15 protein-coding genes and 1 tRNA gene are annotated in these 16,245 nt (G+C 56.3%); 13 read left to right on the top strand and 3 right to left on the bottom strand.

Annotated elements, in window-relative coordinates:
• Positions 1-179: 179 nt before the first annotated feature.
• The 7 genes from QZN75_RS07705 to QZN75_RS07675 all read left to right on the top strand — a co-directional run bounded on the left by QZN75_RS07705 (position 180) and on the right by QZN75_RS07675 (position 6,313).
• Positions 180-398: an ATPase gene (locus tag QZN75_RS07705; RefSeq protein ID WP_292426952.1), complete on the top strand. Its 219-nt coding sequence runs from the start codon at positions 180-182 to the stop codon at positions 396-398.
• 147 nt (positions 399-545) lie between these two features.
• Positions 546-1,130, top strand: a complete 585-nt coding sequence (locus QZN75_RS07700) for a V-type ATP synthase subunit E (protein WP_292426950.1) — start codon at positions 546-548, stop codon at positions 1,128-1,130.
• 1 nt (position 1,131) lies between these two features.
• Positions 1,132-2,178 (top strand): ATP synthase A1 subunit C, encoded by a 1,047-nt coding sequence (ahaC, locus tag QZN75_RS07695; RefSeq protein WP_292426947.1) that lies wholly within the window; start codon positions 1,132-1,134, stop codon positions 2,176-2,178.
• A complete protein-coding gene (locus tag QZN75_RS07690; RefSeq protein WP_292426944.1) occupies positions 2,171-2,491 on the top strand; it encodes a V-type ATP synthase subunit F in 321 nt (106 codons plus the stop codon). The genes ahaC and QZN75_RS07690 overlap by 8 nt, the downstream gene beginning before the upstream one ends.
• 4 nt (positions 2,492-2,495) lie before the next feature.
• A complete protein-coding gene (locus QZN75_RS07685; RefSeq protein WP_292426941.1) occupies positions 2,496-4,235 on the top strand; it encodes a V-type ATP synthase subunit A in 1,740 nt (579 codons plus the stop codon).
• Positions 4,232-5,635, top strand: coding sequence for a V-type ATP synthase subunit B (locus QZN75_RS07680; protein WP_292426938.1), 1,404 nt, complete (start codon positions 4,232-4,234; stop codon positions 5,633-5,635). The genes QZN75_RS07685 and QZN75_RS07680 overlap by 4 nt, the downstream gene beginning before the upstream one ends.
• A 3-nt stretch (positions 5,636-5,638) precedes the next feature.
• A complete protein-coding gene (locus QZN75_RS07675) occupies positions 5,639-6,313 on the top strand; it encodes a V-type ATP synthase subunit D (protein ID WP_292426936.1) in 675 nt (224 codons plus the stop codon).
• 43 nt (positions 6,314-6,356) lie between these two features.
• Here QZN75_RS07675 and QZN75_RS07670 read toward each other — a convergent pair whose 3' ends face one another.
• Genes QZN75_RS07670 through QZN75_RS07660 form a run of 3 tightly spaced genes read right to left on the bottom strand, consistent with a single transcriptional unit; the run spans position 6,357 to position 8,831 of the window.
• Positions 6,357-8,267, bottom strand: a complete 1,911-nt coding sequence (locus QZN75_RS07670) for a V-type ATP synthase subunit I (RefSeq protein ID WP_292426933.1) — start codon at positions 8,265-8,267, stop codon at positions 6,357-6,359.
• 33 nt (positions 8,268-8,300) lie between these two features.
• Complete coding sequence (locus tag QZN75_RS07665) at positions 8,301-8,624, bottom strand: V-type ATPase subunit subunit G family protein (RefSeq protein ID WP_292426930.1); 324 nt, start codon at positions 8,622-8,624, stop codon at positions 8,301-8,303.
• A gap of 9 nt (positions 8,625-8,633) precedes the next feature.
• Positions 8,634-8,831: a hypothetical protein gene (locus QZN75_RS07660; protein WP_292426926.1), complete on the bottom strand. Its 198-nt coding sequence runs from the start codon at positions 8,829-8,831 to the stop codon at positions 8,634-8,636.
• Positions 8,832-8,982: 151 nt separating this feature from the next.
• On the opposite strand from QZN75_RS07660, the gene QZN75_RS07655 reads away from it, so the two are divergent.
• The 6 genes from QZN75_RS07655 to QZN75_RS07630 all read left to right on the top strand — a co-directional run bounded on the left by QZN75_RS07655 (position 8,983) and on the right by QZN75_RS07630 (position 15,617).
• Positions 8,983-10,110 (top strand): DUF1646 family protein, encoded by a 1,128-nt coding sequence (locus QZN75_RS07655; RefSeq protein ID WP_292426924.1) that lies wholly within the window; start codon positions 8,983-8,985, stop codon positions 10,108-10,110.
• A gap of 97 nt (positions 10,111-10,207) precedes the next feature.
• Positions 10,208-10,744 (top strand): HEAT repeat domain-containing protein, encoded by a 537-nt coding sequence (locus QZN75_RS07650; protein WP_292426921.1) that lies wholly within the window; start codon positions 10,208-10,210, stop codon positions 10,742-10,744.
• Positions 10,745-10,827: 83 nt separating this feature from the next.
• A complete protein-coding gene (locus QZN75_RS07645) occupies positions 10,828-14,745 on the top strand; it encodes a DNA-directed DNA polymerase II large subunit (protein ID WP_292426919.1) in 3,918 nt (1,305 codons plus the stop codon).
• Positions 14,746-14,799: 54 nt separating this feature from the next.
• Positions 14,800-14,884, top strand: a tRNA-Leu gene (locus QZN75_RS07640).
• 224 nt (positions 14,885-15,108) lie between these two features.
• Entirely contained in the window at positions 15,109-15,345 is a 237-nt protein-coding gene (locus QZN75_RS07635; RefSeq protein WP_292426917.1) for an antitoxin VapB family protein, read from the top strand.
• Entirely contained in the window at positions 15,342-15,617 is a 276-nt protein-coding gene (locus QZN75_RS07630) for a type II toxin-antitoxin system RelE/ParE family toxin (protein ID WP_292426914.1), read from the top strand. Before QZN75_RS07635 ends, QZN75_RS07630 begins: the two co-directional genes overlap by 4 nt.
• Positions 15,618-16,245: the final 628 nt, after the last annotated feature.

Below are 16,245 nucleotides of genomic sequence, written 5' to 3'. Positions count from 1 at the left end.
ACGCTACATGACCGATGCCATGCTGCAGTCGCTCGATCAGATCCTGGGCCGCTCACAATAAACCGGTTTTTTAACCATTTTTTAAATTTTGAATATTTTTAAGACTCGTTTCTCCATTCATTGCGAAATGTATATATGGAAGACCCTGTTAGCATACTATCAGTGAGGAGGTCATTCACATGGAAGGATGGGAAATCCCTTTGGGGGCAGCCATTGCCTTTGCCGCAGGCGCATTTGGAACCGGATGGGCGCAGTCGCGGATCGGTTCAGCCGGGGCCGGCGCGATTGCCGAGAAGCCTGAGACGGCCGGAACGATAATTGTCCTGGAAGCAATTCCGGAGACACTGGTCATCCTGGGCTTTGTCGTGGCTTCGATGATCATCCTGATGGTCAAGTAACCGGATGCTGCAGATCGTTGGTGATCTCAAAGCGCGTTCCCCTCAGCAACAGGTTTTTTCTGTCGGCTCCCGTACCGGGAACAACCGGGTGCCAACTCCATTCAGACTGTACTGATGTGCAGTTCCATGAAATGAACGGGTGAAACTGTGGCCTATGAGAACCTGTTAAAATCCGTCGAGGAGAATGCCGGGGAACGGGAGCAGGAGATCCGCACCCGGGCACGCGCCGCGGTCCGGGCAATCGTGGAAGCGGCAGAAGCCCGGGCAGCAGACCTGCAGCAGACCTCACTTGACGAGACAAAAAAAGCCGCCTTGATTGAGCGGAACAAGCTGATGTACCTTGTCAGAGTTGAGGAGAAGAAGCAGCTGATAATGAGAAAAGAGGCGATCTTCTCGCAGGCGATCACCATGGCAGAACAACGCCTTTTCTCGCTTCGGACCGATCCGTCGTATCCAGAAATTTTCAAGAAACTGGCACAGGAAGCGTCAGGAGCGATTGGGACCGGGAAATGTCATGTTCATGTTGACAAACGGGACGAAAGTCTCTGCAGGGATACGCTTGCCGGGATGAACCTGCCTGCCGTTATGATTCCGGATCTCACGACTGCGGGAGGTCTCGTCATCACAAATCCGGACGAAACAGTTACGATCTCGAACACGGTCGAATCGCGGCTTGAGCGGATAAAAGAACACCGAAAACTCGAGATTTACTCGATCCTGTTCGGTGGTTGAGATGGATTACGGGTATGTGAATGCACGGATCCGGGGGATGAAAAGCTACCTGCTGGACCGTCATACCCTTGAAAACCTGATTTTCCAGCCGGACATGGAGTCCCTGATTGCAGACCTTGAAAAGACGCCATACCGGAATGATATTATCGCGGCCAAAGTCCAGTACTCCGATGTACTCTGCATTGAATATGCCCTCAGGAAAAATTTCACTCACACATTCCGCAAAATCCTGAAGTTTGTCAAGGACAGCGAAGCGGAACGGTATATCCGGATCTTCCTGCACCGGTGGGATGTCCAGAACATCACGACCATCATCCGGGGAAAAAACATCCATGTCACCAATGAGGAGATCCTCGACTGCCTGGTACCTGCCGGGGAAATGGATGAGGCGACCCTCACCGAGCTGATCAAACAACCCGATGTGCGGGCAGTGATCGACATGCTTGCCACCTGGGAGATCGTGTATGCACGCCCCCTGACAGAACACTTCCCGCGGTTCTCTGAAACCGGGGATCTTGCGATCCTTGAATGTGCACTGGACCGGTATTATTACGAGAATGCCCTTGAAACAGTCAGGAAACGGTCCTACAACAATGCGCTCATCCGCGATATCCTCGGGACGGAGATTGATATAGTGAACATCAAGACGATCCTGCGGATGATCCGGGATCACGTCAAGGAAGACCTTGTGCTTGATTTCCTGATTGAAGGTGGAAAGGAACTGGACATTGAGGATTTGAAGTACCTCTTAACCCTGCACTCGGTAAACGAGGCGGTCCGGGCGCTGGAAAAAACCTCGTACCGGTTCCTTGCGGATATTCCCGAGACGGTTGTCATGGGGAAAATCTCCGTTCTCGAAAAGCAGCTCGAGAAATACCTGATCAGAAAAGGTGTAAATGCCTTTTTTTCGGACCCCCTGAGCGTTGGCTCGGTGATCGGGTACTTCTGGGCCAAGTACAATGAGATCACCAATATCCGGATCATCTCACGGTGCAAAACAGCGGATTTTCCGCTTGACCAGCTCAAGGAGGAACTGATATATGTATAAGTTCGTGGTCGTGACCGACAGTGACCGGGCATCGGGGTTCCGGCTCGCGGGTGTCGAGGTGCTGGAAGTGGGAAATCTGGAGGAGGCAAAAAAAGTGATACCCCCTCTGCTGTACAAGGATGATATCGGGATTGTCGCGGTGAACGAGGAGTACATGCTCTCCCTTGATGAGAAGCTGATGACCCGTATCGAACGGCTGGCCCGCCCGCTCATCATCCCCATTCCGTCGAAGTCCAAAGAGGTTGACCGGCAGTCCTATATCGAACGGCTCTTAAGAAAGGCAATCGGATACAACATCGTCCTGAGGAGATGAAAATATGATGCAGGGAACCATTTCGAGGATCTCCGGCCCCGTTATCACCGCCCGCGGTATGAAAGGGGCGAGGATGTATGACGTAGTGAAAGTCGGGGAAGAGGCGCTCCGGGGGGAGATCATCCGGCTGGAGGGTGACGAGGCCGTCATACAGGTCTACGAGGACACGACCGGTCTCACCGTAGGTGAGAACGTCGAGGATACGGAGACCCCTCTTTCGGTCGAGCTCGGGCCGGGCCTCCTCTCCTCCATCTATGATGGCGTGCAGCGCCCCTTGCCGGTGCTCCTTGCGAAATGCGGGGATTTTATCGCCCGCGGGATCTCTGCCCCGGGGCTTGAACGGGAGAGAAAATGGGAGTTTTCGCCCTCAGTAAAAGAAGGCGACAAGGTGAGCGGCGGTGACGTGATTGGGATTGTACGGGAGTTCCATTTCGAGCACCGGATCCTCGTCCCTCCCCGAGTCTCCGGTACGGTAAAGGAAATACGGAGCGGCTCGTTCACCGTAGAAGAAACTGTCTGCGTCCTTGACAATGGCACCCGGCTGTCCATGATGCAGGTCTGGCCGGTCAGGATCCCCCGGCCGATCCGGAAAAAGCTCGATCCGGTCCTTCCCCTCGTCACCGGGCAGCGGGTGTTCGACTGCATCTTCCCGGTCACCAAGGGCGGGACGGCGATGATCCCGGGCGGCTTCGGGACCGGCAAGACCGTGTCCGAGCAGACCCTTGCCAAGTGGTCGGATACGCAGATTGTCGTCTATATCGGCTGCGGCGAGCGGGGCAATGAGATGACGGACGTGCTTGCCGAGTTTCCCGAGCTTGTCGACTCGCGGACCGGCCTCCCGCTGATCGAACGGACCATCCTGATCGCCAACACCTCCAATATGCCGGTGGCTGCCCGGGAGGCCTCGATTTATACCGGCATCACCATTGCCGAGTATTTCCGTGACATGGGGTACGATGTTGCCCTGATGGCGGATTCGACCTCGCGATGGGGCGAAGCGCTGCGGGAAGTGTCCGGCCGCCTCGAGGAGATGCCCGGCGAGGAGGGCTATCCCGCGTACCTTGCTACCCGGCTTTCCGCCTTTTACGAACGGGCGGGCAGGGTCGAGTGCGAATGTACCGGTGAGCGGATAGGATCGGTGACTGTTGTAGGTGCCGTATCCCCCCCGGGCGGGGATTTCTCCGAGCCTATCACCCAGAACACGCTCCGGGTGGTCGGGACCTTCTGGGCACTGGATACCAGCCTCGCGTACCGCCGTCATTTCCCCTCGGTGAACTGGATCAAGAGTTACTCGCTCTACCTCGACAGCATCGGGGACTGGTACGTGGAACATGTGGCAAAGGACTGGCGCGAGCTCCGGGAAAAGACCATGTACCTGCTCCAGAAAGAAGTCGAGCTGCAGGAAATTGTCCAGCTGGTCGGTCCGGACGCGCTGCCGGAGAGTGAAAAGGCGATCCTGGAAGTGACACGGATGATCCGGGAAGATTTCCTCCAGCAGAGTGCCTACAGCGACACGGACTCGTTCTGCCCCATGGAGAAACAGTACCTGATGCTCAAGGTGATCATGACCTATTATACACAGATGAACGATGCGATGAACCGCGGCGTCACGCTCAAGCAGATCCAGGGTCTCCCGATCAGGACAGGCATCGGGCGGATGAAGGATATCGGGAACACAGACGACCTCAAAAAGATGATCGGGGAGATCAGCACCGGGCTTACCGCCCTGGAGGTGGAGAAATGAAGCAGGCGCCTCTTCTCACGAGGGATTACCGGACGATCACGTATGTCTCCGGTCCCCTCGTCTTTGTCAGCAACGTGAAAGGGGCATCCTTCGGGGAGATGGTCCGGATCTTCTTAAAAGATGGCGAGGAACGGACCGGGCAGGTTCTTGACATCTCGGAAGACCTTGCCGTGGTCCAGGTCTTCGAGGGTACCCGGGGAATTGATACCGAGGTGACAAAGGTCCGTTTTACCGGCGAGCCGGCGCGGATCAATGTCTCTATCGATATGCTCGGCAGAGTGTTTTCCGGTGTCGGCAAGGCCCGCGACGGCGGCCCGGAGATCATCCCGGATGCGATCCTGGATATCGCCGGAACCCCGATCAATCCCTCGGCCCGGGACAAACCGGCGGATTTCATCCAGACCGGCATGTCCACGATCGACGGGCTGAATACGCTTGTCCGTGGCCAGAAACTGCCCATCTTCTCCGGCTCCGGGCTACCGGCAAACAAGCTCGCCGCCCAGATCGCCCGGCAGGCAAAAGTCCTTGGGGAAGGGGAACAGTTTGCCGTTGTGTTCGTCGCCATGGGGATCACACACAAGGAGGCCTCCTTTTTCATGCGGGACTTCGAAAGCACCGGGGCGCTGGAGCGTGTGGTCTTCTTCATGAACCTTGCCGACGATCCCACGGTCGAACGGATTGCGGCACCCCGCTGCGGCCTGACCGTCGCGGAATATCTCGCGTTCACCCATAACCTCCATGTCCTTGTGATCCTGACGGACATGATCAACTACTGCGAGGCGCTCCGCGAGATCTCGACGGCACGCGAAGAAGTGCCCGGGCGGCGTGGGTATCCCGGGTACATGTACACGGACCTCGCATCCATTTACGAGCGGGCCGGCCGGCTCAAGGGAAAGAGCGGGTCCATCACGCAGATTCCCATCCTGACCATGCCGGACGACGATATCACCCACCCGGTTCCGGACCTGACCGGGTATATCACCGAGGGCCAGATCGTGCTCTCACGGGATCTCTTCCGCAGGGGCGCTGACCCGCCGGTCGACGCCCTCCCCTGCCTCTCCCGGCTCATGAACCTCGGGATCGGCCCCGGGAAAACCCGGGAAGATCACCGGGGGGTGGCCGACCAGCTGTACGCCTCGTACGCCTATGGGAGAGACCTGCGCAGGCTCGTTGCCATTGTCGGGGAAGAGGCGCTCACGGAGCTGGACAAGAAATACCTGAAATTTGCCGATGAGATTGAAAAACGGTTTATCACGCAGGGTGACGAGGATCGCTCCATTGAAAAGACCCTCTCGACTGCATGGGACCTCTTTGCGATCCTTCCCGAGGATGAGCTGAAACGGATCAAGAAAGAGTATATTGCAAAGTACCATCCTGCCCACAGGGAACCGGGACGGTGAGCGATGGAACAGGTCAAGCCTACCCGGATGGAGCTGATGAAAACAAAAGCGCAGATCAAGCTTGCCGAGCAGGGCCGGGACCTCCTCCGGGAAAAGATGGACGCGCTCATCCAGGAATTTTTCAAGATCCTCAGCACAGTCTCCGCATCCCGTGACGAACTGGATGCGATCTCCCGCTCGGCAGATCTGGCGCTCCTCGTTGCACAGGCAGTCGATGACCCGGTCACAATCCGGTCCGCATCGTTTGCCACCCGCCGGGCAATAACGGTCGATATTACCGGGAAAAACATTATGGGTGTTCCGGTACCGGTGATCGAGAAGAAACGGGTATCGAAAAGCATGCTCGAAAGGGGGTATGGCGTGATTGCCACCAGCGGGCGGATCGATGAGACTGCCGAGCGGTTTGAGGCAGAGCTTGATCTCTTGATTGAGCTGGCGGAGACCGAGACTGCCATGCGGAGGCTGGGGGGGGAGATCCAGAGGAACCGGCGCAGGGTGAATGCCCTCGAACAGGTCCTGATCCCCGAGCTGAAGAGCCAGGCAAAGTTCATCAAGAACGCGATCGAGGAGCGGGAACGGGAAGATCTGTTCCGGTTAAAAAAGGTGAAGCGGATCCTCGAGCGCAAGAAAAAGGCCCAGAAGGAAAAGGCAGCGAAAAAGACACAGGGCATGGGCTGAAACACCAGCCGTTCGTCCTGCTATATGGATACACCTGCACGAATCAGACCCGTTTAAACGGCTTGTATATTACCCCCCCACCTTCGTAGAACTTGGAGAAGAACTCCACCAGGTGCAGCCTCATCGAGTGAATGGACGGGCTGAACATGGCAAGGATAATATTCAGGGTATGCAGGAGTACTGCGGCGATGACGCCGATGATCGCGATCCCGATCGCTCCTCCGATCCGGTTGGCCACGATGGCGAGGATCACGGATGCCATGCCGATCGCCATCAGCCTCGCATAGGACAAAATGTTCCCTACTGAACTCATGATCTCCATCGGGCCCAGCGCCCCACCGCCATAGATGATCAGGAGGATTGCCACGATTGCCATCCCTGCAATGGGATACATCATCCATGACGGGATCATCTCCACGTAAAGCGTGAGGATGAGGATAATTGCCGTGATCACGAGCAGCATCCCCACTTTTTCTGCAGCATGCTTTTTGTTCTTCCGGATCATCGCGTTGCGGATGCCGATCACAAGGCCCAAAAAGACATGGATGACCCCCACGGCAATGGCAAAGAGCAGCATGGGGATCATTGCATCCACCCGGTTCCAGGTGATGCCTAAGAGGTGAACAGGCTGGAGCCAGCCCATCGTTTCCCCAAAATCGCCGAAGAATTCCCCGTACAGAAACCCGAAGATGATGGTCGGGATGGACGAGATGATCAGGATCTCCGAGATGTTTTTTGCAAAGGCGTTGGCCCCGAGTTTTTTCTTCACGATCAGGGCAAAGGCGAGAATGACGAGCCCGTAACCGATGTCTCCCACCATGAGCCCGAAGAAAAACGGGAAGAAGATCGCAAGCACCGGAGACGGGTCGACCTCCCGGTATGCCGGAGGGGAGACCAGCTGCATGATCGTCTCGAAGGGTTTGATCCACCGGGGGTTGTCATAAAAGGTGGGTGCCTTCTCCATCTCTTTTGCCCCTACCCCGAGCTCGCTGATGATCACCCGGTCCCCGAATGCCTTTTTTACTGCATCTCTCATCCGCCTCAGGAATTTTTTCGGGATCCAGCCCATCACGACAAACATATATTCGGAATGGCCGAACTTGTTGAATGAGAGAAGTTCCTCACTGATATCCTCAAACGTTTTTTTAAGAAACGTCAGTTCGTGGTACCAGCGGTGGGAAAGGGCGGCAAGTTTCTCGTCAATCAGCCGGATCTCTTCTGCCGCCCCTGCCTTGTCGCTCTCGATCTGGGCGAACATCGCATAAAACGGCTTCCCCATGTACTCCTGCGGGAGGCGGACCTCGTTGACATTGACGGAAAAGACGAAGGAATGGACCGCCTGGGAATAGCGCTTGTTGAATACCATGATCGTGGCGAGCGTCTCGGCATCCACCGACATCGAATTCATCTCGAACTGGTCGTGGGTAATGGTGGTGAGCTCCTTTCTGATCAGGTCAAGGACCTCACTGAACTCTTTCTGGATCAGCAGGATGGTCACTTCATAGTTTTCAAGAACCGGGATCTCGTGCTCCATGGGCTGGATAAAGTTGAGGATTTTTATGTACCTGTCCCAGGTCGTGATCTTTAATTTCAGGTCGCTTTCCCTTGAAGCCAGCTCCCGGGTGACCGACTCCAGTTCGCGGATCATCTCGTGTGCCTGGGTGATCAGGTCATCCCGGGTTTTGTCCTGCAGCTCGCTTGCGATCTGTTCATCTATTGCCGGATCGGCCGGGGCTTCCGGGAGTGTCGAGAGGATCCCGGTTATTCTCCCCTCTATATCCGCAACTTCCGCAGTTTTTTCCTTCTCCATCGGGATGAGGTGGATCTCCTCTTTCGGGATACACTGGCAGGCATCTTCAAGATGGATCGTCCCCTCGTGATAGAGCAGGTCGACGACTGCACCGAACTCCTTTTTTGGCCCGATGACCTGGATCCGTTTCATCTTCTGGAGCATAGGACTCCTTTTTTTTAAGAACCGTGGCCCGGGCTAGAGGCTTGTCACATACCCGGTGATCTTTTCCACTGCGGATGGGAGGTGTCTCTCCCCGTTTTTCCGGGCAGCATCGACCTTGTCGGCTGCCTCTTTTTTTATACGGTCAACTTCAGCACCGGTTGTTTCCGTTTCCTCGTGCAGCAGCGCCTCCGCTGCTGCTTTCCTCCGCTTTCCGGCCTCCGTGATAATCGTATCAGCCTGCTGGTATGCAGCCGCGATTTCAGCCTCGGTCTCCCTCTTTGTGGTCTCGATCTTTATGTCAAATTCCTGCTCCTTGTCCCGGATCTGCTGGAGCAGCGATTTTTCAGAATCCATCATGACCCTCCTTTAAAGCCCGTGTTTGCGCTTCAGCACTGCGGTAACGCCGCACTGCGGTTCACAGCACAGCCCTGAGTTTTCCTCTTCCGCCGGGTTTCTGTGGATGATCCCCTTTGCTTTTTTTGCCGCATCCTCTATCCGTTTCCGGCATCTCCCTACTGCTGCATCCCGTATTGTGCTGACGGTATCGAGGATGTCATGTGCCATATTGCCGGTCCCCCGGTATCAATTGGTCTATACCATCATACGGTGATATATACTTTGTTCCTTATTTTTACAAAAGAAATCCATTAATCTTTTGGGCACCCATTCTTCCCTTGAGGAACCGGCTGTATACCTGTTGCCGGGTGTTTTTAAGATGCTCTCCATGGACATGCTTGCAAACGTCGGGCTGGGGCTCATTTTTATCCTCGTCCTCATTCTCCCGTTCCGGGTGAAGTGTATCGAGCACAACCTCGAGGTGTTCCTGTTTGCCTGCGGGGTCGTGGCCCTGACGCTCTCCGGCCTGATCATTATTCCCGGCGAGCAGACCGGCTGGAGCCAGGCCATCGTACAGGAAGCGCTCCTCTCCCCGTTGCATGTCACGAGCCTCTTTGGTATCCCGGTTGGTATCGTCCAGATTGTGCTCGTATTCGGCCTTGTGATCTACTTTTTCTACCACCGGCTGCAGTCTGCGATCGTGGGGATGGTCGACCGCCTTTCCCTCTCATGGATCATTTTTCTGCTCATCGTCGTCCTCGGTCTTGTATCGAGTATTATCTCCGCCATCCTTGCCGCGATCATCCTTGTTGAGATAGTGAATGCCCTCCCCGTGGTCAAAAAAGCGAAGGTGGAGATCGCGGTGGTGTCCTGCCTCTCCATCGGCCTCGGGGCCGGTCTCACCCCTCTCGGCGAGCCCCTCACCACGATCGTGGTCTCGAAGCTCTCGGGCGCCCCGTACCATGCCGGGTTCACGTTCCTCTTCGACCGGCTGGGGATCTTTATTATCCCTGCCATACTCGTCCTCGGGGTTGTCGGTGTCTTCCTCTTTTCCCGGAGCCATAAAGGCGATGAGAAACTTGAGTGCAGTGTCGAGCGCGAAACGATCAAGGAGATCCTGATCCGGGCCGGGAAGGTCTACCTCTTTATCATGGCGCTTGTTTTCCTTGGCGAGGGCTTCAAGCCGCTTATCCTTGAATTTATCGTTTCGATCCCCTCTGCAGGGCTGTACTGGATCAATATCGTCTCCGCAGTGCTTGACAACGCGACCCTCGCCGCAGCGGAGATCAACCCGGTGCTCTCATCCCAGCAGATCACGAGCGCACTCATGGGCCTGTTGATTGCGGGCGGCATGCTGATCCCGGGGAACATCCCTAACATCATCGCGGCAGGGAAGATGGGGATCTCGAGCCGTGAATGGGCAAAAACCGGCGTCCCTCTCGGACTTATCCTGATGGCGGCGTTCTTCTGCATTCTCTTTATCCCGTCATGGCTCGGGCTTGCCTGACCCATAAGGAAAGAACCGGGCATCCCCCCGTGGGGCCGATCCCGATAACAACACACATGAGCTGATGGACTCTAATATTGACTATACCGGTGTTCCAATGACTCCAGATATCCAGAAAGATGGCAACGAGAGTATTGCCTTATTAATCATCCAGCTTGACGACCCCGAGATAGATAACCGCCATCATGCGGTTCTCGCGCTCTCCGAGGCCGGAGAGGCGGCGGTACAGCCCCTGATCCGTGCCCTTGCCGCTGCAGGAAATGATGACAGCCGCTGGTACCGTGCGATTGCCCTCACAAAAACGGGTGTGCCCGCGATTGTGCCCCTCATTGCGGCGATGAAAGAGGCTCCTGACCGCGAGTTCCGGCGCTATGCTGCGGCAGCTCTCGGCGAGATGGGGGAACCGGCGGTGGAACCGCTTATTTCCGCAATGGCGAGCGAGGACAAGGAACTGCGCGGCTTTCTGTCCCGGGCGCTCTGCCGGATCGGGAAACCCGCGGTGGCCCCGCTCACCCGGCGGCTTTCCGATGCCGACGAGATCCTCCGCTCGTGCGCCACGCTCACGCTCTGGCAGATGGGCGAGACCGGCCTGCCATCCATGATCGAGGAGATCAGGGGAGAGAAACAGCCCTGATCCCCCACAATCAGATCCTCTTTTTCTGACGGCAGAACCACGGTATACCACAGTATAAATTTTGCCCCCGCCAATCTACCACTATGCTCAAGCTCTCTCCTGAGATGGAAGCGTACGGGAAGACCCTGATGGACGGGCTATCCCGTGCGATTGCACGTGCTCAGGAGGCGCGTTTCCGCGGGATCGACCCGAGCATGGCCGTCGAGATCCCTATTGCAAGCGACCTCGCTGACCGGGTCGAGGCGCTCCTTGGGATCAAAGGGGTGGCGGCCCGGATCCGGGAACTCGAAGCGCAGATGTCCCGTGAGGAAGTGGCGCTCCGGATCGGCGATGATTTTGTCGCAAAGATGTTCGGGGAAAAGAACACTGAAGAGATCCTCGACCACTCCATACGGACGGCGATGGCACTTTTAACCGAAGGCGTCGTCTCGGCCCCGACCGAAGGGATCGCGAAAGTCGGCCTTGGCAAGAATGACGACGGCACCACGTACCTGATGATCTATTATGCCGGGCCTATCCGGAGCGCCGGCGGGACGGCACAGGCGCTCTCGGTGCTTGTTGGGGATTATGTGCGGGCAAAACTCGGGATCGGCCGCTACCACCCCCACCAGGATGAAGTCGAGCGGTACATCGAGGAGATCCGCCAGTACAATACCATCATGAACCTCCAGTACCTGCCAAGCGAGGCGGAGATCCGGCTGATTGTGGAGAACTGCCCGGTCTGCATCGATGGCGAAGCAACGGAGAAAGAGGAGGTCTCGGGACACCGGAACCTCCCCCGGGTGGAGACAAATGCCGTGAGGGGCGGGATGGCGCTTGTCCTTGCCGAGGGTATCGCGGGAAAAGCCCGCAAGCTCAAGAGCAAGGTCGAGAAGATGAGCATGACCGGCTGGGACTGGCTGGACAAGCTCATCGCCGGCGCAGCAAAATCGGGGGAGGAAGATCAGGCCCCGGGCATCAGGCCGCTTGACAAGTACCTCCGGGATCTCATCGGGGGGCGCCCGGTCTTTTCTTACCCGATGCGGAAAGGGGGATTCAGGCTCCGGTACGGCCGTTCGCGCAACACCGGTTTTGCGACGGCCGGGTTCAACCCGGCGACGCTGTACCTGCTGGGGGGGTTTCTTGCCGTCGGTACCCAGATGAAACTGGAGCGCCCGGGCAAGGCATGCGGCGTCGTCCCCGTCGATACCATTGAAGGCCCGACCGTGCGGCTGATCGGCGGCGAAGTTATCAGGGTGGACGATGAAAAGACCGCGTTGACCCTGACAAAAAAGGTCGAGAGGATCCTTGATGTCGGGGAGATCCTGATCGCATATGGTGATTTCCTCGAAAACAACCATCCGCTGGTTCCCGCCGGCTACTGCGAGGAATGGTGGCTGCTTGAACAAAAACCGGGAACAAAACCGCCGCAGGATGAACCTGAAGCGCTCGCGCTTGCGAGCGCCGGGGGATACCTGTTCCCTGCGTATACCTGGTACTGGGATGATATCAGCGTCGACCAGATCCGGCTTCTTGCCGATACTGTTTCGAACACCGGGAAAATTGAAGAGGATACGCTGGTCATTCCCCTCGACCCGAAAATAAAAGACCCTCTCGAGATCCTGCTTCTCCCCCACAAGGTGAGCGGGGGGACCATACGGATCCGGACATACCGGGCATTTGTCGCCTGCCTCGGCTTCGACGAACACTTAAAAAAACGCGACACGTGGAACACGGTACCTGCCGGTGCCGGTCAGCTTGCGCTCGTCATGCACGTAAGCGGCCTCAGGCTCCGGTCCCGGTCCGGGATCCGGATTGGCGGACGAATGGGCCGGCCCGGCAAGTCCAAGCCGCGAAAGATGAGCCCGCCGCCGCACGCACTCTTCCCGCTCGGTGAATCCGGGGGTGCCCGGCGCTCTTTCCAGGAAGCCTCGATCCATGCCGAGGAAGTCGATGCCCATGCAACCGAGATCGATTTCCAGAAAGAAGGCGGCGTCATCGAGATCGAAGTCGGCCGCCGGCGCTGTCCTGGCTGCGGCGATATCACGTACCTGAACCGGTGCCCGAAGTGCAAAACGCATACGACACCGGTCTACACCTGCCCGAAGTGCGGGCATGAGATGGTGACGGAACGCTGCCCGAACTGCGCTGTCCCGGCCAAGTGCAGCCAGCGGATCGCCTTAAACATGAAAGCGGAATATGCGGAGGCAATGGAGCGCCTCGGGATAAAAAAAGACAGCATTGCGCTTGTGAAAGGCGTGAAAGGTGTAATCTCCCGGGAAAAAGCGGTCGAGGCAATGGAAAAAGGGATCCTACGGGCGCAGCAGGACATCTACGTCTTTAAAGATGGCACCACCCGGTTCGACATGATCGACCTCCCGCTCACGCACATCCGGCCGGACGAGGTGAAAGTGTCGGTCGAAAAACTCCGGTCGCTCGGGTACCTTAAGGACATCAACGGCTACGATCTCCAGAACGGGACGCAGGTCATCGAGATGCGCCCACAGGACCTCCTCCTCGCGGATTCGTGTGCGGTCTATATGATAAAGGTCGCACAGTTCATCGATGACGAACTCACAAAACTCTACGGCCTCCCTGCATTCTACAACATAAAGACCCGGGACGATCTGGTCGGCCATCTGGTCATCGGCCTTGCCCCGCACACGAGCGCCGGGGTGCTCGCCCGGGTCATCGGGTTTACCCGGGCAAACGTCGGGTATGCCCACCCGTTCTTCCACGCGGCAAAGCGCCGGAACTGTTTCTACGGCGATACCGAGATCGAAGTGTATGACGGGAAAACGTGGTCATGCACGCCCATACGGAAATTCGTGCTGGAAAATTTCGATATCAGCCAGCCCGGGCTCGACCGGCTGGGCACCTACTATTCCGATCCGGTGCACACGTATTACACCCGTACCGTCGATACATCGGGCGTGATGCACCTGCGTAAGATCACGTCGGTTTCCATCCACCGGGCGCCGCAAAACCTGATCCGGTTTACCACCTCTCGCAACCGTCAACTGACGGTCACCCCCGACCACGCGATGCTGGTATGGGATGTTGAATACTTAAAAAAGATCAAGGCGATGGAGGTAAAGACCGGGGATGCCGTGCCGGCCTGCGAAGGCGGGGCCGTGATCACCGACCGGATTGCGAACGTGGAAACCGTCACCTCTCTTGAGGACCGGGTATACTGCCTGACGGTCGCAGACGACCACACGATGGTTGCAAACGGCATTTTTACCGGGCAGTGCGACGGTGATGAAGACTGCGTCATGCTCCTCATGGACGGTCTCCTGAATTTCTCGCGCTCGTTTTTGCCCCAGAACCGTGGCGGGACGATGGATGCTCCGTTAGTGCTCACGAGCCGGATCGATCCGGCGGAGATCGACAAGGAGGCCCTGAATGTGGATGTCGGGAAGGGTTACCCGCTCGAACTCTACGAAGCCGGCCTCGCCTATGCAAAGGCAAAAGATATCGAGCCGCTCATCGACCGGGTCGAGCGGAGGATCGGGACCCCGCAGCAGCTCGAAGGGTTCTTCTTCACGCACGACACGTCGGACATATCGTCAGGGCCGTTAGAGTCCACCTACACGCAGCTCAAGACCATGGCGGAGAAACTTGAAGCGGAACTCGATCTGGCCGAGAAGATCCGGGCCGTCGATGCGGACGATGTGGCCGAACGGGTGTTGAATACGCATTTCATCCGTGACCTGATGGGGAACCTCTCCGCGTTCTCCAAGCAGAAGTTCCGGTGCACCAAGTGCAATGCGAGTTACCGCCGGATGCCGCTTGCCGGCAAATGCACGAAATTCAAAGGAAAGGGCATCTGCAACGGCAATATCATCCCGACCGTGCACGAAGGATCGGTCAAAAAATATCTCGAAGTGTCCCGTACGATGGTGAAAAAATACAAGGTATCCGATTACACCCGGCAGCGGGTTGAAGTGCTCGATCTTGCCATTGAATCAACGTTTGGCGAGGAGAAACACGAGCAGCTGGGTCTCGCGGATTTCATGTGATCTCCCGATCAGGTACCTTATTTATTCCCGTCGCCAACATAATTCCACACAGGAGCGAGGGTATCCAAGCTTGGCCAACGGAGGCAGACTCAAGATCTGTTCTTGAAGAAGTTCGCGGGTTCAAATCCCTCCCCTCGCATTTTTATGATGGGTTACAGGTATCTCCCATTTTGCCACCCGTCACATTTGATATCACTTACTGCAAAATAGATCGTGGGCTCGCCCCATTCCCGTTTAAATGGCGATTCCGGCGTTGGTTTGCTTTTGGATTCTCATGATTACTGGCAAGCGGCATTCATAATGATGATGCCTCCCCCAACAAACCATCAGGTATAATACCTATAGGTGCATAGTAGTTCTACTATGCAGGCAGCAAGTTCAATTTACATTCGGGAGGACCTCAAAACCCGGCTGAACTCCCTGAAACACCATCCAAAAGAGTCATACAACGATGTCATTGAGCGCCTGGTAACTCTTGCAATCGATGATGAACCCCTCAGTGAAGAAACCCTCCAGGGTCTCGAAGAATCCCTCAAAGAAGTCCGGGAGGGAACACTGATCCCGGAAAAAGAGATTATGAAGAAGTATGGTGTTAAATGAGCCCATACCGGGTCGAATATACTCCACGGGCAGATCGTGACCTGGGCAGACTTCCCCCGGAAACTGCCCGGCAGGTTATCCGGAAGATTCATGAAATCCGAAATGATCCCTACCGCTTTATCAAAAAAATAAAGTCATCAAATCCAAGGCACCCGATATACTCGGTCAGAATCCACAGGGGTGTGAGGGCTTTTGTATCGATTCACGATGAGATTTTGATCATCCACGTTCTCGAAGTGGAGTCTCGTAAAACGGCATACCGGGATTTTTAATATCCTGAAACGTTTTAAAAAAACCCTTCCTGTTTAATCCTTTTTTCCCACCTGTCTTTCACCTCGTCCGCTTATCAACATCCTCGCGTACCAAACGACCTTCTTTTCATTTGATCTCTCCATAAACATCCCCATCGAGTACGAAGTCTGCCAACAGGATCGCATGGCGGAGCCGGCCATTTTCCGGGATCTCCAGATCGCGACCCGGTTTTTTTTATACCGGTCACCATGACCTCCCCGGCGGTTGATCATGGGCGACCCCCTCTCTCTATCCTGCGACCAACGCGATTCCGGCAGGGCATCGTTCACACGGGATTGTGCGAGAGGGATGAGTGCGGGAACGGAACGCATTAACTTTGTTGTTTCATGGACTCTTGAGACGGATCGAAGCGGCCTCTTTGTATCACCAGCAGCGGCGGGGGGATTTTCGTTTAATGCCAGAGGGAAGAACCAACTCGTTCCACATCCTGTCGGCTAAAACCAATATGCCCGTGTCAATCCGATCAGCCCCTATCATCATGATCGCCCGGAGGGATACTGAGTGATCCAATCCGGCCCGCAACCACAGGAACTATGGGGGAGGGTACCCCCCACTTAGGCCCGGAGAAGGGCAGGGGGTACCCCCTGC

The sequence above is a fragment of the Methanoregula sp. genome (genome assembly GCF_003170075.1).
Taxonomy (GTDB): domain Archaea; phylum Halobacteriota; class Methanomicrobia; order Methanomicrobiales; family Methanospirillaceae; genus Methanoregula.
This window is presented reverse-complemented; position numbering and strand designations above follow the sequence as displayed.